The organism is Burkholderia sp. Tr-862 (genome assembly GCF_011753085.1).
Lineage (GTDB): Bacteria > Pseudomonadota > Gammaproteobacteria > Burkholderiales > Burkholderiaceae > Burkholderia > Burkholderia ambifaria.
Genome location: NZ_VWWG01000005.1, coordinates 36,952 through 59,491 on the forward strand (window position 1 = coordinate 36,952; position 22,540 = coordinate 59,491).

General features: G+C 66.2%; 22 protein-coding genes and 1 pseudogene. 14 read left to right on the plus strand and 9 right to left on the minus strand.

Annotated features, from left to right (window positions below; all coding sequences use genetic code 11):
* Positions 1–15 precede the first annotated feature (15 nt).
* From F3J14_RS02905 to F3J14_RS02920, 4 genes are all read right to left on the minus strand, one after another.
* Positions 16–1,536 (minus strand): amino acid adenylation domain-containing protein, encoded by a 1,521-nt coding sequence (locus F3J14_RS02905; RefSeq protein WP_166721690.1) that lies wholly within the window; start codon positions 1,534–1,536, stop codon positions 16–18.
* Positions 1,533–2,393 carry an alpha/beta fold hydrolase gene (locus F3J14_RS02910; RefSeq protein WP_166721691.1) on the minus strand — a complete coding sequence of 287 codons (861 nt, stop codon included), beginning with the start codon at positions 2,391–2,393 and terminating at the stop codon, positions 1,533–1,535. The genes F3J14_RS02905 and F3J14_RS02910 overlap by 4 nt, the downstream gene beginning before the upstream one ends.
* A 79-nt stretch (positions 2,394–2,472) precedes the next feature.
* Positions 2,473–3,078: an acyl-homoserine-lactone synthase gene (locus F3J14_RS02915; protein WP_166721692.1), complete on the minus strand. Its 606-nt coding sequence runs from the start codon at positions 3,076–3,078 to the stop codon at positions 2,473–2,475.
* Between the two features lie 64 nt (positions 3,079–3,142).
* Positions 3,143–3,565, minus strand: a complete 423-nt coding sequence (locus F3J14_RS02920; RefSeq protein ID WP_166721693.1) for a DUF4902 domain-containing protein — start codon at positions 3,563–3,565, stop codon at positions 3,143–3,145.
* A gap of 512 nt (positions 3,566–4,077) precedes the next feature.
* On the opposite strand from F3J14_RS02920, the gene F3J14_RS02925 reads away from it, so the two are divergent.
* The 5 genes from F3J14_RS02925 to F3J14_RS02945 all read left to right on the plus strand — a co-directional run bounded on the left by F3J14_RS02925 (position 4,078) and on the right by F3J14_RS02945 (position 8,074).
* Positions 4,078–4,704 (plus strand): hypothetical protein, encoded by a 627-nt coding sequence (locus tag F3J14_RS02925; RefSeq protein ID WP_166721694.1) that lies wholly within the window; start codon positions 4,078–4,080, stop codon positions 4,702–4,704.
* Between the two features lie 38 nt (positions 4,705–4,742).
* Positions 4,743–5,579, plus strand: a complete 837-nt coding sequence (locus tag F3J14_RS02930; protein ID WP_247682108.1) for an alpha/beta fold hydrolase — start codon at positions 4,743–4,745, stop codon at positions 5,577–5,579.
* Positions 5,580–5,673: 94 nt separating this feature from the next.
* Positions 5,674–6,360: a Phenylacetic acid catabolic protein gene (locus F3J14_RS02935; protein WP_166721695.1), complete on the plus strand. Its 687-nt coding sequence runs from the start codon at positions 5,674–5,676 to the stop codon at positions 6,358–6,360.
* Positions 6,357–7,523, plus strand: coding sequence for a radical SAM protein (locus F3J14_RS02940; RefSeq protein WP_166721696.1), 1,167 nt, complete (start codon positions 6,357–6,359; stop codon positions 7,521–7,523). The genes F3J14_RS02935 and F3J14_RS02940 overlap by 4 nt, the downstream gene beginning before the upstream one ends.
* Complete coding sequence (locus F3J14_RS02945; RefSeq protein ID WP_166721697.1) at positions 7,520–8,074, plus strand: PaaI family thioesterase; 555 nt, start codon at positions 7,520–7,522, stop codon at positions 8,072–8,074. Before F3J14_RS02940 ends, F3J14_RS02945 begins: the two co-directional genes overlap by 4 nt.
* A gap of 120 nt (positions 8,075–8,194) precedes the next feature.
* On the opposite strand, the gene F3J14_RS02950 is transcribed toward F3J14_RS02945, so the two are convergent.
* From F3J14_RS02950 to F3J14_RS02960, 3 genes are all read right to left on the minus strand, one after another.
* The gene (locus F3J14_RS02950; RefSeq protein WP_012372184.1) at positions 8,195–8,497 is read right to left on the minus strand and encodes a hypothetical protein; all 303 of its coding nucleotides are present in this window, start codon (positions 8,495–8,497) and stop codon (positions 8,195–8,197) included.
* 87 nt (positions 8,498–8,584) lie between these two features.
* Positions 8,585–9,739 carry a branched-chain amino acid ABC transporter substrate-binding protein gene (locus F3J14_RS02955; RefSeq protein WP_006749739.1) on the minus strand — a complete coding sequence of 385 codons (1,155 nt, stop codon included), beginning with the start codon at positions 9,737–9,739 and terminating at the stop codon, positions 8,585–8,587.
* 598 nt (positions 9,740–10,337) lie between these two features.
* A complete protein-coding gene (locus F3J14_RS02960; RefSeq protein ID WP_166721698.1) occupies positions 10,338–11,234 on the minus strand; it encodes a DMT family transporter in 897 nt (298 codons plus the stop codon).
* A 57-nt stretch (positions 11,235–11,291) separates the two neighbouring features.
* On the opposite strand from F3J14_RS02960, the gene F3J14_RS02965 reads away from it, so the two are divergent.
* From F3J14_RS02965 to F3J14_RS02980, 4 genes are all read left to right on the plus strand, one after another.
* The gene (locus tag F3J14_RS02965; RefSeq protein WP_166721699.1) at positions 11,292–12,311 is read left to right on the plus strand and encodes a LysR substrate-binding domain-containing protein; all 1,020 of its coding nucleotides are present in this window, start codon (positions 11,292–11,294) and stop codon (positions 12,309–12,311) included.
* A 127-nt stretch (positions 12,312–12,438) separates the two neighbouring features.
* On the plus strand, positions 12,439–13,098 hold the full coding sequence (locus F3J14_RS02970) for a nitroreductase (protein ID WP_166721700.1): 660 nt from the start codon (positions 12,439–12,441) through the stop codon (positions 13,096–13,098).
* A gap of 37 nt (positions 13,099–13,135) precedes the next feature.
* Complete coding sequence (locus F3J14_RS02975; protein ID WP_166721701.1) at positions 13,136–13,603, plus strand: sodium:proline symporter; 468 nt, start codon at positions 13,136–13,138, stop codon at positions 13,601–13,603.
* Between the two features lie 155 nt (positions 13,604–13,758).
* A complete protein-coding gene (locus tag F3J14_RS02980; protein WP_166721702.1) occupies positions 13,759–14,244 on the plus strand; it encodes a hypothetical protein in 486 nt (161 codons plus the stop codon).
* Between the two features lie 76 nt (positions 14,245–14,320).
* Here F3J14_RS02980 and F3J14_RS02985 read toward each other — a convergent pair whose 3' ends face one another.
* Together F3J14_RS02985 and F3J14_RS02990 are read right to left on the minus strand one after the other, a co-directional pair.
* Positions 14,321–15,493 (minus strand): porin, encoded by a 1,173-nt coding sequence (locus F3J14_RS02985; protein WP_166721703.1) that lies wholly within the window; start codon positions 15,491–15,493, stop codon positions 14,321–14,323.
* A 152-nt stretch (positions 15,494–15,645) separates the two neighbouring features.
* Positions 15,646–16,479: a helix-turn-helix transcriptional regulator gene (locus F3J14_RS02990; RefSeq protein ID WP_166721704.1), complete on the minus strand. Its 834-nt coding sequence runs from the start codon at positions 16,477–16,479 to the stop codon at positions 15,646–15,648.
* A 241-nt stretch (positions 16,480–16,720) separates the two neighbouring features.
* Here F3J14_RS02990 and F3J14_RS02995 point away from each other — a divergent pair, with 241 nt between their 5' ends.
* From F3J14_RS02995 to F3J14_RS03015, 5 genes and pseudogenes are all read left to right on the plus strand, one after another.
* On the plus strand, positions 16,721–17,842 hold the full coding sequence (locus F3J14_RS02995; protein ID WP_166721705.1) for a polyamine ABC transporter substrate-binding protein: 1,122 nt from the start codon (positions 16,721–16,723) through the stop codon (positions 17,840–17,842).
* Positions 17,843–17,910: 68 nt separating this feature from the next.
* Positions 17,911–18,999 (plus strand): annotated as a pseudogene (potA, locus tag F3J14_RS03000) (polyamine ABC transporter ATP-binding protein); the annotation flags it as partial.
* Between the two features lie 10 nt (positions 19,000–19,009).
* Positions 19,010–19,993, plus strand: coding sequence for an ABC transporter permease subunit (locus F3J14_RS03005; RefSeq protein ID WP_166721706.1), 984 nt, complete (start codon positions 19,010–19,012; stop codon positions 19,991–19,993).
* On the plus strand, positions 19,990–20,922 hold the full coding sequence (locus tag F3J14_RS03010) for an ABC transporter permease subunit (protein WP_166721707.1): 933 nt from the start codon (positions 19,990–19,992) through the stop codon (positions 20,920–20,922). Before F3J14_RS03005 ends, F3J14_RS03010 begins: the two co-directional genes overlap by 4 nt.
* Positions 20,923–20,943: 21 nt before the next feature.
* Complete coding sequence (locus tag F3J14_RS03015; protein WP_166721708.1) at positions 20,944–22,518, plus strand: DUF3138 family protein; 1,575 nt, start codon at positions 20,944–20,946, stop codon at positions 22,516–22,518.
* The last annotated feature ends 22 nt before the right edge of the window (positions 22,519–22,540 follow it).

Consider the following 22,540-nt stretch of genomic DNA (forward strand, 5'->3'; position numbering starts at 1 on the left):
ACGTTCTCCGGATTTTCAGATGGGACTTGCGAGTCGAACCCGATCGACCTTGCCGTTCGCGTTGACCGGTAGTTCGGCGCACACGGCGATGGCGTCGGGAATCATGAAACCAGGCACCAGCTTGCGCAGTTCGCCGCGAATGAACGCGGGCATGTTGTCGCGCTGTTCGTTGGTCTGTACCGTGGCGACCAGCGACTTTTCGCCGTTCGGGTCTTCGCGAACCTGGACGACGCATTCCTCCACGCACGGCAAGCGCGCAACGAGTTGCTGCACCTCGTCGAGGCTGACGCGGTAGCCGCGGATCTTCGTGAGCCGATCGCGCCGGCCGACGAATTCGAGCGTGCCGTCCGCACGGCGCCGGACGATGTCGCCGGTGCGGTAGAGCCGGCCGGGCCCGGACGGATCCGGCACGAAGGCCGCGCGTGTCGCGTCGGGTTTGTTCAGATAGCCGAGCGCGACGCCGTCGCCGCCGGTATAGAGCTCGCCTTCCTGCCCGTCCGGAACGGCCGCGAGATCGCCGTCGCCGCGCACGACATGCACCGACGTGCCGGTCACGGGCGTGCCGATCGGTACGATGCCGTCGGGCCGGTTGCCGCGCGTCATCACGTGGCAGCACGTAAACGTCGTGTTTTCGGTCGGGCCGTACCCGTTGACGATGGTGATGCCGGGGAACGCATCGAGAGCGGCATTGACCGCGTCCGGATGCAGCACGTCGCCGCCCGCCAGCAGCACACGCACGCCGGTCAGCATGGCCGGATAGCGGCGGACGACGAGATGAAACAGCGCGGCGGTCAGCCACATCACGCTCACGCGCTGTTCGCGGATCAACTGCGAAACGGCATTGGGATCGAAGATGGCGCCGTCGTATACCACGAGGCGCGCGCCGTTCAGCAAGGCGCCCCAGATCTCGAACGTCGACGCATCGAAGGTGATCGGGGACAGCAGCAGGAATGCATCGTCCGGCTGGATCGCGATGTAGTTCGGCCGATCGACGAGCCGCACGACGCCGCGATGCGGCACCACGACGCCTTTCGGCTTGCCGGTGCTTCCCGAGGTAAACATCACGTAGGCCGGCGCGTCGCCACCGTGCGACGCGGCGGGCGGCGGAGCGTCGGCATCTTCGGCATCCTCGGCCGATCTGTCGTTCGCGAGATCGGCGACGTGGATGACCGACAGTCCCGACTCGCGCAGCGTGTCGTCGCCGGCGGCCGCGATCGCGTGCCGCGCCGCACTGTCACGTGTGTACGCGTGCTTGACCGCAGCGGGGTAGTTCGGATCGAGCGGGACGAAGGTCGCGCCGAGTTTGACGATCGCCAGCATCGAGATCACGGCGTTCGCGCAGCGCGGCAGCATCAGCAGCACGGGCGCGCCCTGCGTCACGCCATGCCGGGCAAGCACCGCGGCAAGCCGGTTCGCGCAACGGTCGAGTTCGCGGTAGGTGAGCGGCGCCGTGTGCGCCGTTCCCTCCAGTGCGATGCGCTCCGGCGTGCGGCGCACCTGCTCGGCGAAGCGGCCGTCGATGGTCGAGTGGTTCATTGAACAGGTTCCGATCGGTTGGCTTGCGTTCCGAAGAATTGCAGCAGCGTGTCGGTCATGGCCGGTTGCGCGCGACACAGCTCGTAGTGGTCGCCGTCGAATTCGTGCACGCCGGTCGCGTCCGGCAGGTGCGCCACGATGATGTGTGCGCTTTCCGGGAGCACCTGTCGATCACTTCGCGTCGCGATCACGAGCGTGGGCTGCGTCACGGTGCCGGCTGCGCCGAGGAAGTCGGTGCGCCGGTACGCGACGTAGTTCAGTCCGTAGCGGTGCAGGTGCGCCGCGCTCGAGAACGGAACCGAGATGAACGAATGAAATTCGGATTGGGGCGCGCTGCGGCCGGACGAGATCTTGTCGAACAGCATGCCGGCCATTTCCTGGCTCGTCGCCGCGACCGGAAGGAGCACGTCCACTTCGCGCTGGAAGCTGCTCGGCGGACAGACCGACGGCTTCAGCATGAATTCGCCGCACACCAGCGCGAGCCGGCGGACGCTGTCGGGGTAGCGGGCGGCGGCCAGCAGGCCGACGCCGGCGCCGGAGCAATAGCCGATCACATCGATCGGGCCGTCGTGTCCGACGCGGTCGTTCGCATGCGCGGCGACCGTCACGAGATCGCGCACGTGGTATTCGACGTCGAATGCGTCGTCGGTCGCATCATCCTGCAGGTCGAGCACGAACCGCGATTCCCACGTGATCACGTTGAAGTGCGGCTCGAGCGCGTTGCACAGTCGTTCGACCATCGCATGACGCACGCCGAACGGCAAAACGAGCATCAGGTTGCGGCGGCCGGTCGAGCGCTCCGTATGAAACACTCGCAGGGGCCGACCGTCGAAGGCCGGAATGGTCTCTCGCTGCATGGGGCGAATATCGTAGGGAAGGAAGGGCGTCGCCGCGTCGCGCGGGACGGCATGCCTTTGGACCGAAGTCGGCTCGATTTCAGCTCGGCGTCGTCGTGCGCGGACATTCGATGCCCAGCGACGCACACGTGATTTCATCGATCTCGATCCAGCACGCGAACACCGGCTTGCCGTCGATGATCTGCGGGGGCGCGGCGCGGTGCGCGTGAACCCTCAGACGCATCAGCAGCCGTTCGACGCCGAGCGGCGACACCGTGATGAGCCGTCGAACGCCGTTCGACCGCGCGAAACCCACGACGTCCGCCAGCAATCTGCGCGTATTCGCATGCGCGCGCTTGAGGCCGCTGGAATCGGCACCGAGGATGTAGGACGAAAAGCGCGAGAGTTCCCAGATATCGGGCGCATTCGGAACCGGTGCCGCGCCCATCAGCCCGGGAAAAATCTCGCTCAGCAGGTACGGCCGGGTCGTCGGCAGCAGTCGGGCGCACGAGCAGATCGCGCCGCTGTCCTCGCGACCGAAGATATGGATCGTGTCCGGTCGATCGAATTGATCGAACTCCTGCTGATCGACTACCGGAAGCTGCCAGCCGAGCTTCTCGATGAAGATTGCGTGTCGATACGACGCGAGTGCCGCAAGGTTCGAAGCGGACAGTTGCGACGCGTTTCCGATAGTGGTGTGGTGCATGTGCGAACTCCAATTGACGTACGCATTAAATGCGAAATGGAGGACGCGTCGAAACTGCAATTTTTTACAGGACCGGCAGTGCGAGATGCGCGCGGACACTCGCGGTCCACGGCAGCGTATTGATCCAGTCCGCGAGCAGCGATCGGGTGTGGTCGGGCCCGACGTCGTAGCCTCTTGCGCAGACGATCATCACGTTGGAGGTCACGCTGTTCGGAAACATTCGGCAAGTGCGATCGCGATCCGTCAACCAGGACCAGCCGAAGGTCATCGGCGGTCGCCAGTTGGTATCGATCCATTCGCAATGGCCGGCGTGGCACGCGGGAAGGCCGAGATCCCATGCGTCGCTCAGTACGCGTTCGTCGCGCGCTGCATAGAGCAGGGCGAGCGTGACCGATGCGAGCTGCGTAGCGGACACGCGGACGTATCCGTCGTGCGAACACGTGTCGAAGTAAGCCGGCACCGCATGTCCGTCCGGTTTCAGATCCACGAGCAACCTCCTTGTTTGGCGTGTGTCCCGGCCGATGCGCGCATCGCGCGCGAATGACGACCGTTACCTTCAAACATGGGCGGACGACTGGCCGCGCGGCGTCGCCAAGGCAGGCCGGAAGCGGAACGACATCGATACGGAACGGATCGGATCGCGCGGCGGGAAGTAGCCGTTGGCGCGACGATGTGCGGCGTGATGCCGGAGGTGATCCGGCTGAATCGCGGTGATCCGGACGGGATTGGTTCGGATACCAAAAAGGCCATGAGGCCGCGCCATCCGCTGTGATGCAACTCTGCGGACTCGATGCCATGAATGGCCGGATTTGGAAGACATTCTGCGACTAACCGTGGCGGCGCGCAATTCGTTTCATCCTGCAAAAAACTACAGCTGACGGTCGGTGCCGGATATCTGCATCATCGCGACAGACGGATTGGCCGGCCGCTTCACGGCATGGCCCGACGCGGGCACGAAAGGCCCGGTCGACCGCGGCGAAGCGACAAATGGAGTGTGGCGTGATCGACGTAGCGGATATTGAGGTACGAGATTTTGACAGCACCGACATCGACGGCTTCATCGCGTACTGGTACGACAGCGGCGACAGCCATCTGATCGAAATGGGCGTCGATCCGGCGCGGCTGCCCGGCCGCCGTCAGATGCGCGACATGCTCGCGCTCAATATCGAGCGGGACACGCGCGCCGACATGCCGCGCAACGCGATCCTGAGCGTCGCGCTGAAAGGACAGACCGTGGGCGTGCACGAACTGACGCATCTCGAGCCGCGCGCCGGGGCGGCGCCGGGGCAGTACGTCAGCGGCGTCATGCACGCGCATATCTGGAGCCCGGAACATCGGCGACTCGGCATCGGCATCGTGTCGTACGTGAAGGCGATGGCGGCATTCTTCGCGCGCTTCTCGCTCGATTCGATCCGGTTCGAGTCGCCGGCCGACAACGTGGGCGCCAATCGGGTCAAGACGCGGCTCGGCATCGATGCCCAAGGAGAGGGCGTGTTCGATCTGCCGATCCTGCGCACGCCGCTGCGTACGGTCAGGTATTGCGTGACGCGGGATCAGCTCCCGGCCATTACCGCGCGCATGGAAGCGCTGTGGGAAGCGAGGCGGCATACCGGCTCGCCTGCGTGACGTACGCGTCCGGCGCGTGATCGGCGCGTGATCGACCGATGAACCCCACCCCCACCCCGACCGCGACAGTCATGACTCCCACCGCAGCGTTGAAAGTCTTCATGCCGGTCCTAGCGCCGCGCATCCGGCTCGTGTGCTGCTCGTACGCCGGCGGCAACGCTTCCGCGTACGCCCATTGGCATGCCGGGTTGCCGGACGACGTCGAAGTGTGCGCGGTCGAACTGCCCGGGCGCGGCGCGCGGTTCGGCGAGCCGCCGTTGCGCACGATGGGCGCGCTCGCCGACCATGTCATGGCAAGCCTGCTTCCCCTCGCCGACGCAGGCGTCGTGCTGTTCGGACACAGCATGGGCGGCGCGCTGGCGCTCGAGCTGACGAGCCGGCTCGTCGACCTCGGCATGCCCCCGTCGGCCCTTGCCGTGTCCGGATGCGCGGCGCCGCATCTGCCGTCGCGACGCCGGCGCCGGCTGCACGATTTGCCTCGCGACGAACTGGTGCAGGAACTGAATCTGCTGGAAGGGCTGCCTGCGGGGATGCTGGATGCGGATGCCTTCATCGATCTGTTCCTGCCGACGATCCGTGCGGACCTCGAGTGCAGGGAAACCTGGCGTGCGGCGATTCGCGCCGTGCCGGTGCCGGTCCATGTGCTCGCCGGTGCCGACGATGCGCTGGTCGCACTCGATGATCTGGGCGAATGGCAACGGTATTCGTCGTTGCCGATCCGAGTGCGGGTGTTCGACGGCGAGCATTTTTTCATCGACTCGCATCGCGCGGAGGTGCTTGCGCATCTGCGCGAAATCCTCGGCGAGCCGCCGGCGTCGGCCGGCGGCGGTGCGGTGAAGCGGGCATCGACATCAACCGCCGAACGGATCGCCTAGAAGACAACCCAGGAGACGACACGTGGAGACCCTGCAAGCGGCATCCCCGGTGATCGGAAAGAATGCAGTGAGGACACCGGAAGATTTCAGAAACATGCCAGACGAATACCGGACGCTCGCCACGCATCTGATGATGGTACATACTGAAGGGGAGCTGACCGGCGCGGACGACTACACGCAGGTGTTCTACAACCTTGCGCCGAATGCATACGAGAAATTCGTTTGCTGCGAGCGTGCGGCCGAGGAGGTGCGGCACTACGAACTGAGCGCCGAGGTGCTGGCGGGCCTGAACGTCGATACGAGCGCGATGCTGACGCAGCATTTCCAGGCGCGTCCGTATTACGCGAACGAACTGGTGCGCGGCGTACGGAACTGGATGGAACGGGGCATCTTCTCGTTCCTGGGCGAGGCGGTCGTGCTCGAGCATCTGCTCGAGTTTCAGGAGTCGAGCTACGCGCCGTTCAGCGAGATTTTCGTAAAGCAGATCATCAAGGACGAGCACGTCCATGTCGCGCACGGGTTCCGCATCATTCGCGACGCATGCGCATCCGACGCGGGACGGCAGCAGGCCCAACAGGCGCTCGACCGTCTGTGGCCGCATATCCTCGGGCTGTTCGGGCGGGACGAATCGAAGCGGTCCGCGTTGTACGTCAAGTGGGGGCTGCGAAAGACGACGAACGGCGAGTTGCGACGCCATTTCGTCCGCAAGATCCTGCCGAAACTGGGCGCGCTCGGGCTCGTGGTGCCGGAGATGGCATCCCGCAACGGGGCCCTGTCATGATCGACGCACGCGACATGAAGGCGCGGCGCAAGGAACTGATCGCCGAACGGCTGCCGGCGCTGCTCGAACAGGATCCGGCGCTGGCCGTCCGCTTCAACGAGGTCCGGCGTTTTTCGTCGCTGGTCCGCGCCTCGGAGTATCACCTGACCAATGCATGCAATATCCGGTGCAAGGGCTGTTGGTTCTTCGAGTTCGGTCATGACCAGCAGTCGCAGGAAGTGAAGTCGATCGCGCAATGGCGAGCGTTCGTCGCCGCCGAACGCAAACGGCGCGTGAACTGCGCGCTGTTGATCGGCGGAGAACCGACGCGGTTTCGCGACCGTATCGAGGCTTTCGTCGACGAAATGCGCTACGTGTCGATCTCGACGAACGGCTTGAAGCCGCTGCCGAACATTGAACCGTTCGAGCGCGTGACGGTGTTCATCTCGTTGTTCGGCGGCGGCCCGCTCGACGACGCGCTTCGCGCGATTCGGCCGGGCGGCAGCCGATTCGAAGGCTTGTTCGACACGGCGCTCGACAACTATCGGGACGATCCGCGCGCCACATTCGTATTCGCGGTGACGGAAGACGGCATCGGCTATATCGAACCGACGGTGCGGCGCATTCGCGACAACGGCAACGTCGTCACGTTCAACTTCTACAGCAAGTACGATACGGGCCACCCGTTGCGGATGGGAAACGGTCGGCGCCTGCTGGCCGAAATGCTGCGCGTCGCACGCGCCTATCCGGACACCGTGCTGAATCATCCTGCGCATATCGAGGCAATCGTCACCGGCCGCGCATGGTGTGGCGAGTTCGGCTACGACGTGTGCCCGAGCGTGAGTCAGGACCATCCGGGCAATGTGGAACGATTGACGAACGGCCACGCGGCGTTGCCGATGTTCAACACGTGGAAGCCGGATCTTCAGACCGTCGAATTGTGCTGCACGTCGGGGCATTGCGGCGATTGCCGCGACAGCCAGGCCGTCTACAGCTGGCTGATGGTGAGCCTCGACAAGTCGCTCGACAGCATCGAGTCGCTGCGGAACTGGGTCGGCGTGGCGGAGTGTTACTGGAAGCAGTTCATCTGGTCGCCGTTTCGCGAGGCGCCGCGAGCCGATGTTCCGGACGATGCCGCGCCGCTGGCCCGAATGCCGGCCCGGCAGCCCGAGGAAGTGCGATGACGGCGTCCCATGCCGGCTGGGCCGCCGAGGCGCTCGACATTCCCGGGCCGGCCGACGCGCGCGCGCAATGGCAGGCGTGCCTCGGTGCGATGCCGATCATCGACCATCTGGGCGCGTCGCTCGACCTGTCGGACCCGCGGATCGTTCGACTGGCGCTGGTGACGCGTACGCAAGCGCACGAGGGCGGACTCGGCACGGACGCGCTCAACGGCGCGATCATCGCGGGCCTGCTCGATTGCGCGATGTCGGTGACCGGCGTGCTGCACATGCGCGGCCGCACCTGCGGCACCGTCCAGATGTCGATCCAGTTCATGAAGCCGGTCCGAACGGCCTACCCCGTCGTCGAATGCGTGGCGATGCGCCGCTCGCCCAGCGTCGTGTTCATCGAGGCGCGGCTCACCGAAGGGCGGGGCCGCTGCAGCGTGCTGGCCACCGGCGTGGTCGGGGCGGCTACGCTGGCGCAGCGTGCGTCCGGACGCGACGGTCGCAGCAACTGGTCGGAACGGGCAGCGCTGGCTGCGCTGCTCGAGAAGGATCAGACCGCTGCCTGACGGGTACGCATTGCGATGCGGGCCGCGCGCGGCCCGCAACAATGGAGCGCCGTTTACTTGCCCCAGGCAGCGCCGGATGTCGCGGTGTCGATCAAGCGTGCCGCTGTCAGGCCCGGCCGATCACGACGCGCCGCGATTCTTTTTTCCGGCCGGCGTGCTGCCCGCAGCCGGAAACGCGCCGACGCCGCGCGGGCGTTTCGGTTCGATCGCCGTGTTGCCGATCACGTGCCGGAAATCGATCTCGTGCGCGGCGAGCGCGCCGATGAGGGTCGCGATGACCGCGAGGTGGGAGGGGACGGTGCCCTTGCTCGAATAGTTCGTGATGGAACTTTCGTTCATCCGGATCAGCCGGGCGAATTCCCGCGCCGTCAACTGCGCTTTCTTCAACTCCTGTTGAAATTCCGCATACGCCATTGCACACATGTCGCTTCATCTCCGCAAAACGCGAATCGACCCGGGCGGCGCCGGCGCCGACGGGTGGCGTGCCCGTCGTGCCGGCGTCGCGGCGGGTTACATCTTCACCTGGTCGAGGAAGGTCTTCTTGCCGCTCTTGTAGCCGTAGATCGAGATGATCCCGTGCGTCAGGTCGCCCTTCGCGTCGAACGTCGTCGTGCCGATCACGCCTTCGTACTTCGTCGACGGCATCGCGGCGAGGACCTTCGCCGGGTCGGTCGAGTTCGCGCGCTTCATCGCGTCGACCGCGATGTAGACCGCGTCGTACGCGAACGGCGCATCGAACTTGATGCCCTGGTTGAAGCGCTTCTGGTACTTCGCGAGGAACGCCGCGCCGCCCGGCATCTTCTCGAGCGCGGCGCCCGCCTGCGAGCACAGCACGTTGTCGGCCGCCGGGCCGGCCAGATCGGCCAGCGAGTCGGTGCACACGCCGTCGCCGGACAGGATCTTCGCGCGCAGGCCGAGCTGTCTTGCCTGCTTCGCGAGCGGGCCGCCGGTGGCGTCCATGCCGCCGTACATGATCGCGTCCGGGTTCTCGCCCTTGACCTTCGTGAGAATCGCGCGGAAGTCGACGGCCTTGTCGTTGGTCGCGTCGTGCGACAGCACCTTCAGGCCGAGCGCCTTCGCCTTCTTCTCGAATTCGTTCGCGAGGCCTTGGCCGTACGCGGTCGAATCGTCGATCACCGCGACGCTCTTCACGCCCTTCGACTGCGCGTAGCTCGCGAGTGCCGGCCCTTGCTGCGCGTCGGTCGCGACCACGCGGTAGGTCGTCTTGAAGCCCTGCTGCGTATAGGTCGGGTTCGTGGCCGACGGCGAGATCTGCACGATGCCCGCGTCGCTGTAGATCTTCGACGCCGGGATCGACGTGCCCGAGTTCAGGTGGCCGATGACGGCGACGACCTTGTCGTCGACGAGCTTCTGCGCGACCTGCGTGGCCTGGCGCGGGTCGGCCGCGTCATCCTGCGCGTCAAGCTGCAGCGTGATCTTCTTGCCGCCGATCGTCAGGCCCTTCGCATTGATTTCCTCGACCGCGAGGCGCGCACCGTTCTCGTTGTCCTTGCCCAGGTGCGAAATGCCGCCCGTCGTCGGCTCGACGCTGCCGATCTTCACGACCTGGTCGGCCATCGCGCCCGACGCGGCCGCGAATGCGGCGGCTGCCAGTGCGACGGTGATCAGGGGTTTGCAGCGCATGCCGACTGTGCTTCGTTCCATCTGCCATCTCCGTTGATTGATATTTCTAGTGCCGTCCGGCCGCTCGCGCGCCCTTGTGAGGCGGTCGGCGTGCCGGACGAATCTCCATGACCCGTGAGGGGGCCGGCTTGCATGCCGCCGGGCTGTCGACGTCGACGGACAACGCCGGCGCCGAGCGTTTCCCGAGCGAGCGGGATGCTTTCGTCAGACGACACGCAATTGGTATGAATATATCCGAACGCGTATGCGCCCGCTTCGCCGAATTGCGTAGCCTTGCGCAAATGTGAGGCGATCGCGCGATTGTTGCGCCGGCCCCTCGGGCAGGTTCGTGGCCGTCTCGCGCCGCTGTCGATTGCTCCGATTATTCGACCGGGCCGATGCCGATGGCCATGGACAGTGCGATGCAATCAATCGCGAACTGTTCGGTCGGTTTGTCTGCACACTTTCATCGCCACCCCGTTTGATGCAACTAACGGTCGAGCTCGGTCGCGTCGGCGAATTGGTGCGGGTCGATATAAGCGGCGTGTGCGTTCGGCTTTGCAGACAACCGGCCCGGCATGACTGGCCCGCTGCCGGATCGTTCTTCGGATCGGCCTTGCCGTTCGACGAAATCGCGAGCCTACGTCCGACCGCGCAACGCGACGAATATCACGCCCGCAATCGCGAGCAGCCCGCCGCACACCGTCTCGATGCCGGGCCGCTCGCCCGTCAGCACGATCGACAACGCCGTCGCGACCGCCGGCGTCAGATAGAGAAAGTTGGCGGCGCGCGCCGCGCCGAAGTAGCCGAGTGCGACAGTCCAGGTTGCGTAACCCAGCGCGGCGGGAAAGACGCCGAGCACCAGCACCGCCAGCGTCGTGTCGTGCGACGCGCCGCCGAGCGACACGAGTGCGCCGGGCAACCATGGCGTGAGCAGGAGCGCGCCGGCCAGCAGCGTGTACGCGGCGCAGGGCAGCGCGCCGTACACGGGAATCAGCCGCCGCTGCAGCACGAAATAGCTGGCCGAACACAGCGCCGCGCCGAGGATCAGCGAGCTCCCCGAGCCGAGCACGAGCCCGCCGGGTTGTCCGTGCGCGATCACCGCGATGCCGGCCAGGCTGATCAGCGACCCGACCCATCCCCAGCGATTGAAGCGTTCGTGCAGAAACACCGCGGCCAGCAGCGCCGTGAAGATCGGCAGCGTGTTCACGATGAAGCTCGCCGCGCCGGCCGACACGGTTTGCTCGCCGGTATTGAGCAGCGCGTTGTAGAGCGCGATGCCGAGAAACCCGCAGACGAGAAAGCGCAACGCGTCGCGGGTCGACGGCTTCGCAGGCCGCCGCCACGCCAGCCATGCGATCACGAGCACGGCCGCGGTCGCGAAGCGTGCGGCCGCGAGTTGCAACGGCGCCAGCCCGTGCAGTCCGATCCGGATGAACGGGAAAGCGGACGCCCACGAGACGATCGTGAACGCCACTGCGCCGGCTGCGATGAGCGGTTGTCGCGCGCCGCGCGACGAGGAGGAAAGGGTGTTCATGCGACAATGGTGCGGTGTGGCGAGATGTTAAGCTAGCGCACAGATCAACATCCGAATATGAATATGGCTCACAGCTCGGTGCGGCGCCGGGCCGACGGCTCGGCACGCACGCCTCGGCGTGTGGCGGACGCGCTGTCGGCCGTCACGCCGGCACCTGGCTCGCGGCCGCCGCTGGCGAGCCTGGAGACTGTCTGCATGGTGGCGCGCCACGGTTCGTTTCTGGCGGCCGCCGACGTGTCCGGCGTCACGCACGGCGCGATCAGCCGGCGCGTGGCCGCCGTCGAGAACTGGCTGGGCATGGCGTTGTTCGAACGCCATGCGCGCGGCGTGCGCCTCACGCCGGACGGCCAGCGCTTCGTCGGCCGGATCGAACAGGCGTTCACGATCATCGACGGCGCGGCCGACCAGTGGCGCTCGCCGCGTGCGCCGCGCCTCGTCAAGCTGAGTGTGGTGCCGGCATTCGCGCAGCTCTGGCTGTTCGAGCGGCAGCATGCACTCGAGAGCGAAGCGCCCGCGTTGCGCATCGAGCTCGGCATCGAAGTGCGCAACGTGGATATCGCCGCCGGCGAGGCGGATCTGTCGATCCGCTACGGGCGCGGCAACTGGCGTGAGCTCGAAACCCGCGAGTTCATGCCGGAGACGCTCCATCCGGTCGCGCATCCGCGGCTCGCCGCGCAGCTGGCCGCGCTGCGCCGTCGAAGCGGTGATGCCGCGCTGCTCGAGATGCCGCTGCTGCACGATTCCGACGTGACCGGCTGGCGTACCTGGTTCGACGCGCTCGGCATTCCGTTCAAGCCGCGCGCGCAGGATCGCCGCTTCGAGGATTACAACCTGGTGCTCGCGGCGGCGGAAGCGGGGCTCGGCGTGGCGCTGGCGCGGATGCCGCTCGCGGATGCGTATCTCGAGCGCAGCGCGCTCGTCCGCGTGAGCCGGCACGAGGTCGAGTCGCCGCTCAGGTATCACTTCGTGCATGCGAAGGGCGAGAATCGTCCGGAGGTGCTCGCGCTGATGGAGCGGATGCGGGCGGCGCTGGGGCAGGCGGTTCAGCCGCCGGCGCGTGCGTCGAAGGGCGCCTGACGTCGCCGCGGCTCGACCTGGGATGCCGGATGATCGACAATGCGATCGCGGAAAAACGCGAAATCCGATAATGAATGAGAATCGACAGTTTCTGCAGACGTACGGATGCAGAGGGAGAGAGTGAGTAATGAATAGACCAGACAAGTCGTCGAAAGCGCGCGCGGCGCTCGACCAGCTGTTTTCGGGCATGGCGCCCACGGACGCGCAGCAGCGCGCGTCGCGTCCGGGCAACCCGTTCGAAGCGGCAGGCGACCCCGCCGGCCCCGACGGCCGGGTCGAAGTCACGTTGTCGACGCGGATCCAGCTGCGCGGCTATCCGGGCGCGGATGCGTTCATGAAGCGCATGGCCGAAGCCTGGGGCCTCACGTGGGGCGCATACGACGCGGTTCGCGCGACGGCAACGCTGCCGGCCGGCTGGCGCTCGCGTCGGCTTCCGGAGGTCACGCAGATCGTCGACGAGCGCGACGTGCTGCGCGCGGAAAGCAGCCTGCAGGGCGGCGAGATGTCGTATCTGAAAGTGCATCCGCGCTACTACATCGATGCGCGCAAGGGGTTCGGCTGGGGCAAGTCGTCGAAGGCGTCCGACGATCCGGATGGCGACGGCCCGGACTGGAACTGCTACGTGATGGATCGGGAAAAGTCCGTCGAGGTGCACGAGCTGACGACGTCGTCGTCGAAGGCCGACATGGACAACGCGCGTGCGACGTTGCTGAAATGGCTCGACGAGCACTATCCGAAACATCGCGATCCGTTCGCGTACTGGACGGACTGCGAACGTCCGCTGTAAACCCCGCCGTGCGGCGGGCGGCCATCGCGGAGGGCGCTTGAAGCGGAACGGTCCGGTGCCGATTCTCTGGGCTGCGTTCGGCGCGGCGGTCGGCTCGACCGTCATCGAGCTGATGCTCTGGCCGGTCGCCGGCGAGGATGCGATTCACAACCTGCTCCGCGATGCGCGCCTGACGGCCGCCATCGTGATGGGGCGAGCCGCGCTCGGCGCGTCCTCGGGGTTCGATCCGCTGATCATGGGCGTGGCGACGCTGGTGCATGGCGTGCTGTCGCTTGCCTATGCGGCCGTGCTGGCGAAGCTGGTCCGCAACCTGTCGCCCGGCGCGGCGCTGCTCGCGGGCGGCGCGTTCGGACTCGTGCTCTATGGCGTCAACCTGCACGCGTTCACCGCGATCTTTCCGTGGTTCGTTCCCGTGCGCGGCGCGATCACGCTGGTCGCCCATCTGGCCTTCGGCGTGACCGCCGCGGGCGTCTACTGCATCGTGCGGCGCTCGCCGCGCGCCTGATCGACGGCGGTTGCCGCCGTCGTGCTTTCGCATCACGACCCCTGGAATAATCCGGCGTGTCCAGTCGTTCAATCGTCGGGTGACCCTATACGAAGCCGGCGCCGTGCGTGACGCCAAGGGTCGAATGGTCGGGGGCAACAATGCAGGAGCCGATCATGTGCAACCTGTTTCGGTTCGGGATGGGCGTCGTCTGTCTCGGGTGTTCGGTGTGCGTCCTTGCGCAAACGTACGACGACGACTCGCCGGACGAAGGCGCCCGTTGCCGCGCGGTCGTCGCGCAGGCGGAAATTGACGGAACGGAACAGCAGATCGTCGGGCGTGCGTGCCGGCAAAGCGACGGCACCTGGCAGATGGTGCAAAGCCCGGACGGCAGCATCGTGTGGTACCCGGACACAGCCTATCCGTACACCGACCCGTGGTACTGGGGCCCGGCGGTTTTCGTCGGCACGGGCGTGAGTTTCGTCTTCATCGACCGCTTCCATCATCGCCATCACTTCGACCACTTCGGTCACTTCAGTCACTTCAGTCACTTCGACGGGGTCGGGCACGGCCACGTCGGCGTTCCGATGGGCGCGGGCTTTCACCATGGCCCGGCCTTCGTAGGCGGCGGCCACGGGTTCGGCGGGATGCGACGGCATTAGACCTGGGCAACACGGCGCGCGGCGGACGCACATCGCAACGTGCGCCCGCCGGCTCGGCGCGAGGCGACGTGCGCCGTCAGAACTTGTGGCGGATGCCGACGATCGCGAGTTCCTGCGTATCGGTGCCGGCGTTCACGCCATACGAGCCGACCGATGCCGCGGCCTTCACGATCGCGCCGCTCGCGTTCAGCGTATTGCCGCTCGCCTTCTGGTAGCCGACCAGCGCATACAGGTCGGTGCGCTTCGACAGCGCGTAGTCCGCGCCGAGGTTCACCTGGTTGTAGTGCGCGGAGGCCGGGCCCGTCAGCGACGTGTAGTTGTAGCCGACACCCGCGCGCAGCGCCGGCGAGAACTGCCAGTTGAAGAACGCCGAGCCGTTGTTGAACTTCGCGTTCTGCGTGAAGGCCGACAGCGTGTCCGCGCCGTACTGCGTGTTCGAATACGCGAGGCCGAAGGTCGCCGGCCCGGCCACGTACTGGCCGGCCACGCGCACGATCTGGATCGACTTCGCACTCGAGAAGCCCTGGTTGATCACGGTGTTGAACAGCGTGTCCGAACTGCTCGACCACGTGCGCACGCCGCTCGCGACCGTCGAGCCGCCATTCGCGAAGAAGTAGCCGGCGCCGAGCGACAGCGGGCCGTTCGCGTAGCTCAGGCCGAAGCTGTAGGTGCGGCCGCTGCCGGTCGCGCCCGCGACGCCGCCGAAGCCGTATAGCGCGGCGAACTGGAAGCCGGAGATCAACGGGCTCGTGTATTTCACCGAGTTGCTGACGCGCAGGCTGTTGTCGTAGTTGTCGAGGTCGCCCGGCGTCGCGAATACGCCGCCGAAGTAGTTGTCCTCGGTGAGGCCCTGCACGAGATCGACGACCGGATCGTATTGGCGGCCGAGCGTCACGGTGCCGTAGGTGTTGTTCGCGAGGCCGACGACGGCCTTGCGCCCGAATTCGCGCCCGCCCTGGCCGAGCGCGCCGGTGCCGAGGTTGAAGCCGTTCTCGAGCTGGAACAGCGCGGACAGCCCGCCGCCGAGATCCTCGATGCCGCGCAGCCCCCAGCGGCTGCCGGACAGGTTGCCGCTGCTGAACCTGACGAGGTTCGACGCATTGCTGCCGTTCGCGTTGCGCACGTTGTGCACGTACGCGATGCCCGCATCGGCGATGCCGTACAGCGTGACGCTGCTTTGCGCGTGCGCGCCGGCGGCATGGAGCGAGGCCGGCAGGGCGAGCAGCGCGAATGTCCGGATTCGTTTCATGGTTGGATTCCCCCGTTGGTCGATAGGTCTGACGAGTCGGTGAACGATACGGACGGCGCATCGTCGAGGGAACCAATAAATTGTCGGATCGTTATGAGGCTCGGCGGCGATGGATGCGTGCGCAACCGTCCGGCGGCGTGCCCGCCGGGCCCTCACGCATCATGCCGACGCGATGCATTCCTGAGCACGAGCGCCATCAGCTGCCGCCGCGAATCGACGCCGAGCTTCGCGAACGCGCGCTTCGCATAGGTATCGACAGTGGACGTCTTGAGCCCCATCGACTGCGCGATCGCCGCTGACGTCATGCCCTGGATGAACGATGCGCACACATGCATCTCGCGCGCGGTCAGCCGTTCCTGCAGTTCCGGAAGCCATTGCGCGACGCGGTCGAGATCGAGTTCGTCACGCGGCCCTTCGTCCGCGCAGACAGCGCCGAGCAGCCGCTTGTGCGCGGACGCCATCGGCAGCACGACCTGCGACAGCTGCTTCAGCAGACTCAGCTCCTTCAACGAAAACGGCGGCAGCCGCCGCGACCGCGCGATCGAAATCGAGTAGCGCGTGCCGCCCGTCACGCCCGCGATCACGCATTCGTCGTGAATGTCGCCGGCGTCGAAGAACAGGTGCCGCAGCTCGCTTGCGACCCGCTGCGACGACACCTGCAGCAACTGCGTGTCGCTTTCGCTGTCGATGGCCGCATACGTGAGGTCCTCGCTCGCATAGCTTCGGTAGTAGTGGCGCATCACCTGCGCGACGAGCTCCGGCTCGCGGCCGAAGCTGCCGATCCAGCCGACACTGCGCCGGCCCGACGCCGAGCATCGTTCGTAGTCGAGGTGCACCGCGTCGAAATCGACGTAGCGTACGAGCGTGTCGTACACGGCGCGCATGAACTGCGGCGTCCCGATCGCTTGCGCGATATCGCCGAGCGTATCCGTCACGAATGCGACGTGACTCAGCGGGAGATCGGGAGTGGAAAGCGCAGCGCTCATGGCGTCGGATGTCGAAGAAATCAGGTGGCGCTACAGGTATCACGAATAATTTCGACTGCCTACGCGGGAATCTACGCAAACGACCGCGAACGGCGATGCCGTTTGTCCCGGTTTTCACGACTGACGGTGCGGGCCGCGATCTCTACATTGACCCTTGTGCTGAACACCGCTTGACGGCGTTGACGCGAGTCCGGACCCGGACATGGCGCCAGGGCCGATACCCATCACAAGGAGAATCCCCATGCGTATCCGTTCCCGTCGTCGCGCGGCCCTGTGCACCGCGCTCGTCACGTCCGCGGGGCTGGCCCTCGCGACCAGCCGGTCCGCCCATGCGGGCGATGCCAACCTGAACGTGTACAACTGGTCACAGTACATCGCGAACGACACGGTGCCCAACTTCGAGAAGCAGACGGGCATCAAGGTGCGCTACGACAGCTACGACAGCGACGACACGTTGCAGACCAAGTTGCTCGCGGGCAGCTCGGGCTACGACATCGTCGTGCCGACGTCGAACTATCTCGCACAGCAGATCCAGGCCGGCGTGTACCAGAAGCTCGACAAGTCGAAGCTGCCGAATCTCGCGAATCTCGATCCGGTGCTGATGAAGATGATCGCGAAGGCCGATCCGGGCAATCAGTACGGCGTGCCGTGGGTCTGGGGCACGACGGGCATCGGCTACAACGTTGACGCAGTGAAAAAGCGGCTCGGCGAGAACGCGCCCACCGACAGCTGGGCGCTGCTGTTCGATCCCGCGAACGCGGCGAAGCTCAAAGGCTGCGGCATCTCGCTGCTCGATGCGCCCGACGCCGCGTTCGCGGCCGCGCTGCAGTACCTGGGCAAGGATCCGGAGAGCAAGAATCCGGCCGACTACCAGGCTGCCTACGACGTGCTGAAGAAGATCCGCCCGTACGTGACGCAGTTCAGCTCGGCCGGCTATGCGGACGATCTCGCGAACAACGACGTGTGCGTCGTGCTCGGCTGGTCCGGCGACGTCAGCGTCGCGCGGCGGCGCACGCTCGACGCGAAGCGTCCGTACGAAATCCGCTACGTGAATCCGAAGGAAGGCGGCCTGCTGTGGTTCGACGTGATGGCGATTCCGAAGGACGCACCGCACCCGGAAGCGGCATTGAAGTGGATCAACTACATCGAGGAGCCGAAGACCAACGCGGCGATCACGAACGAGATCTTCTATCCGAGCGCGAACAAGGCCGCGAAATCGTTCGTGACGCCGGCGATCGCGCAGGATTCGGGCATCTACCTGCCGGACGCCACGCTCGCGAAGACGTCGCTCGCGATGCCGCGCAGCGCCGACATCGCGCGGATGCAGAACCGGTTGTGGCTGCAACTGAAGTCGGGCGGTTGAGGGCGACGATCATGGACTCTATCGCATACGCCCGGCCGGCCGCCACCGGCCATCGCAGCCGGCTCGCGCACGACGCGTTCGTGCGCATCGAAAACGTCGTGAAGAAGTTCGGCGACAGCACCGCCGTCGACAACGTGAACCTGACGATCGCGAAGAACGAGCTGTTCGCGCTGCTCGGCAGCTCGGGCTGCGGCAAGTCGACGCTGTTGCGCATGCTCGCCGGGCTGGAGACGGCCACCTCCGGCAAGATCCTCGTCGACGGTGAGGACCTCGCGTCGCTGCCGCCGTACCGCCGGCCGGTGAACATGATGTTCCAGTCGTACGCGCTGTTCCCGCACATGTCGGTCGAGTCGAACGTCGCGTTCGGGCTGAAGCAGGAAGGCACGCCGAAGAACGAGATCAAGGAACGCGTGGCCGACGCGCTCGCGCTCGTGCAGATGAGCAAGTACGCGAAGCGCAAGCCGCACCAGCTGTCCGGCGGCCAGCAGCAGCGCGTCGCGCTGGCCCGCTCGCTCGTCAAGCGCCCGAAGCTGCTGCTGCTCGACGAACCGATGTCCGCGCTCGACAAGAAGATCCGCCAGAAGACCCAGCTCGAACTGGTGAACATCATCGAGAAGGTCGACGTGACCTGCGTGATGGTCACGCACGACCAGGAAGAGGCGATGACGATGGCGAGCCGCCTCGCGGTGATGAGCGAAGGCAAGATCGTGCAGATCGGCACGCCCGGCGAAGTGTACGAATACCCGAACAGCCGCTTCTCGGCCGAGTTCATCGGCTCGACGAACCTGTTCGAAGGGCGCGTGGTCGAGGACGAGCCCGATCACATCTTCGTCGAAAGCGACGACCTCGAAGCGCGCATGGTTGTGAGCCACGGCGTGACCGGCCCGCTGGGGATGCCCGTCGGCATCTCGGTGCGGCCCGAGCGCGTGCATGTGTCGCGCGACAAGCCCGGCTCGCATCACAACTGGGCGCGCGGCGTCGTGACGGACATCGCGTACATGGGCAGCTACTCGCTGTACCACGTGCGTTTGCCGAGCGGCAAGACGGTCGTGTCGAACCTGTCGAGCTCGCACCTGCTGCACGACGGTGCGCCGTCGTGGAATGACGACGTGTTCGTGTCGTGGTCGCCGGCCAGCGGCGTCGTGCTGACGCAGTGAGGACGACATGATGAGAACTTCCGCTTCCACTCCGTCCACGCCGGTTTCCGCCGGTGCAGCCGCCGCGACACCGGCTTCGAAGCGCCGCGGCCGCTTCGCCGCGCTGTCGCGCTTCCTGCCGTCGGGCCGCAACGTCGCGATCGGCGTGCCGTTCCTGTGGCTCACGATCTTCTTCGCGCTGCCGTTCGTGCTGGTGCTGAAGATCAGCTTCGCCGACCAGATGCTCGGCATTCCGCCGTATACCGCGCTCGCACGGCTCGAAGCCGGCACGGTCCAGCTCGTGTTGTCGCTGAAGCATTACGCGTTGCTGCTGCAGGACGACCTGTATCTGAAAACCTACGTCAGTTCACTGAAGATGGCCGCCGTGTCGACGCTGATGTGCCTGCTCGCCGGCTATCCGATCGCGTACTGCATCGCCCGCGCGGCGCCGGCACGCCGCAACCTGCTGATGATGGCCGTGATGCTGCCGTTCTGGACGTCGTTCCTGATCCGCGTCTATGCGTGGGTCGGGATCATGAAGGACGACGGCCTGCTGAATCGCGCGCTGGTGGCGCTCGGCGTGATCGCGACGCCGCTGCGCCTCTATCACACGGACGCGGGCGTCTACATCGGGATGGTCTATTCGTACCTGCCGTTCATGGTGATGCCGCTCTATGCGCATCTCGTGAAGCTGGACCTGACGCTGCTGGAGGCCGCGCACGATCTCGGCGCGACGCCGTGGTCCGCGTTCTGGCGCATCACGCTGCCGCTGTCGCGCAACGGAATCGTCGCGGGCAGCCTGCTCGTCTTCATCCCGGCCGTCGGCGAATACGTGATCCCGGAACTGCTCGGCGGCGCGAACACGCTGATGCTCGGCCGCGTCATGTGGGACGAGTTCTTCAACAACATGGACTGGCCGATGGCGTCCGCCGTGACGGTGACGATGGTGGCGCTGCTGCTCGTGCCGATGGCGCTGCTCCATTACAGCCAGGCCGAAGCGGAGGGGCGCTCATGACCCGCGCGAATCGCCTGTTGTCCGCCTGCGTGCTGGGCGTGGGCTTCCTGTTCCTGTACGTGCCGATCGCGAGCCTCGTCGTCTATTCGTTCAACGCGTCGAAGCTCGTGACGGTATGGTCCGGCTTCTCGTTTCGCTGGTACGGCGCGCTGTTGCACGACGGCGAACTGCTGACGGCCGCATGGCTGTCGCTGAAGATCGCGGTGCTGACGGCGACCGCGTCGGTCGCGATCGGCACCTGGGCCGGCTTCGTGCTGGCCCGCATGGGGCGCTTTCGCGGCTTCACGCTCTATGCGGCAATGATCAACGCGCCGCTGGTGATTCCCGAAGTGATCCAGGGCATCTCGCTGCTGCTGCTGTTCGTCGCGATGCAGCAGACCTTCGGCTGGCCCGCCGGACGCGGCTGGCTGACGATCTGGATCGGCCACGTGATGCTGTGCCTGTCGTTCGTCGCGGTGATCGTGCAGTCGCGCGTGAAGGAGCTCGATCGCTCGATCGAGGAAGCCGCGCTCGACCTCGGTGCCCGGCCGCTGAAAGTGTTCTTCGTGATCACGCTGCCGCTGATTGCGCAGGCGTTGGTGTCCGGCTGGCTGCTCGCGTTCACCGTGTCGATCGACGACGTCATTCTTTCCGCCTTCCTGTCGGGCCCCGGTTCGACGACGCTGCCGCTCGTCGTGTTCTCGCGCGTGCGGCTCGGATTGAACCCGGAGATGAACGCGCTCGCGACGGTGTTCATCACGGTCGTGACGATCGGCGTCGTCGTCGTGAACCGCTCGATGCTGGCCCGCGAACGACGGCAAGCCCGCGATGCCCGTGCGTGGCACGCGGCCTGCGCGCCGGACGCACCGGCTGCACCGACGGTCTTGCCGCCCGCTCGCGCGTCAACCATGCACGCGCGCCGCGACCCCGCACCGCATCCCGTGAAGTGAAGAACGACAAGGAGACGTTGGATGAAAAAGAAGATGCTGTGCGCGCTGATTGCCGGTGCGTTGCCGGGGTTGGCCGTCGCGAGTTCGAGCGCCGAGCAGATCAGGGTGCTGCAACAGCAGCTCGCCGTGCTGCAGCGGCAGATGAGCGCGCTGCAATCGCAACTCGCCGCGAAACCGGCGGCCGCGCAGCCTTCGTCGGCTGCTGCGGCCGCGGCGACGAGTACGCCCGCGGCCGACCCGTCGGCTTCCGGCTACGGGCACGCGCCTGCGGTGCTGACCAACGACGACGTGACCGAGATCCGTCAGCAGGTCGCGAACCAGCAGCTGAAGGTCGACTCGCTCACCGACGCCGCGCGCACCGGCCCGATCGCCGGGTTGTCGGTGACCGGCTACGTCGATCCGACCTACGTGTATAACCGGGGCGCCGGCACGTCGTCGTTCCAGTTCGCGAACCACGAGAGCGCGTACACCTACTACAACAGCACGTTCGGCGACGTATTCCTCGACATCAAGAAGACGTTCGGCGTCGGGCCGAGCGCGCCGTCCGCCGAAATCACGCTGATGCCGAACCGCGGCGCCGGCCTGTCGATGATGACGGGCAGCGGCGCGAGCGGTCTCGACATCGTGAACACGGCCGTCGTCACGGTGCCGCTGTCGGGCACGACCGCGTTCATCGGCGGGCTGGTGCTCGGCTTCGGCGGCTACGAGTACCAGCAGTCGAACCAGATGCTCACGCTCACGCACAACCTGCTGTACGACTTCTCGGATCCGGGTTCGTCGATCGGCGCGGGCATCAACTACCTGAGCCCGAGCGGGCAGTGGGCGTGGAAGTTCTTCGTCGGCAACGAGCAGTTCCGCAGCGCGGGCGCGGTCACGCAGACCGGCGTGAACGCACTCGGCGATCCGATCACGACGAGCAACAAGGTGCCCACCTTCACCGCGCGCGTCGACTACATGCGCGGCAGCGCGCTCGACATCGGCGGGTCGATCAACATCGGCCGCCAGACGCTGCCGAGCGCGATCGACCCGGCCACCGGCAACGTGCATTACGGCGTGGGCGGCAATGCGCCCAGCGCATACGGTGCGTTTTTCTTCGCGGAAGCCGACGCGACCTACACGCTCGCCGACGCGCAGTACAACGCGGAGTTCGACTACGGCCAGCAGCAGCACGGCGCGTTCAACGGCGGGCTTGCGCAGTGGTTCGGGTTGTCGCTGCTCGCGCATCGCAAGTTCAACGTGCCGGTGGTCGGCCGCATGGGCGCGACGTTGCGCTATGACCTGCTCGTCAACCGCAGGAACGGCGGCGGCGGATCGTCGATCGGCCTGAACGGCAACGGGATGGATCCGTACAACGGCTTCGGCATCGACGCGGACTGCCTCGCGATGTCGAAGGCGAACGGCGGCGTCGGCTTCGAGTGCAAGGGCGCGACGCGGCAGGCGGCCGCATTCGACCTGCTGTTCTATCCGACCCAGCAAGTGACGGTCAAGGTCGAGTATCGGCACGACTGGGCGAGCAACAAGGTATTCCTGCGTCACGACGGGTCGTACGCGAAGTCGAACGACCTGCTCGCGACCCAACTCATCTACGCGTTCTGATGCGACGCCGTTAGCGATTGTC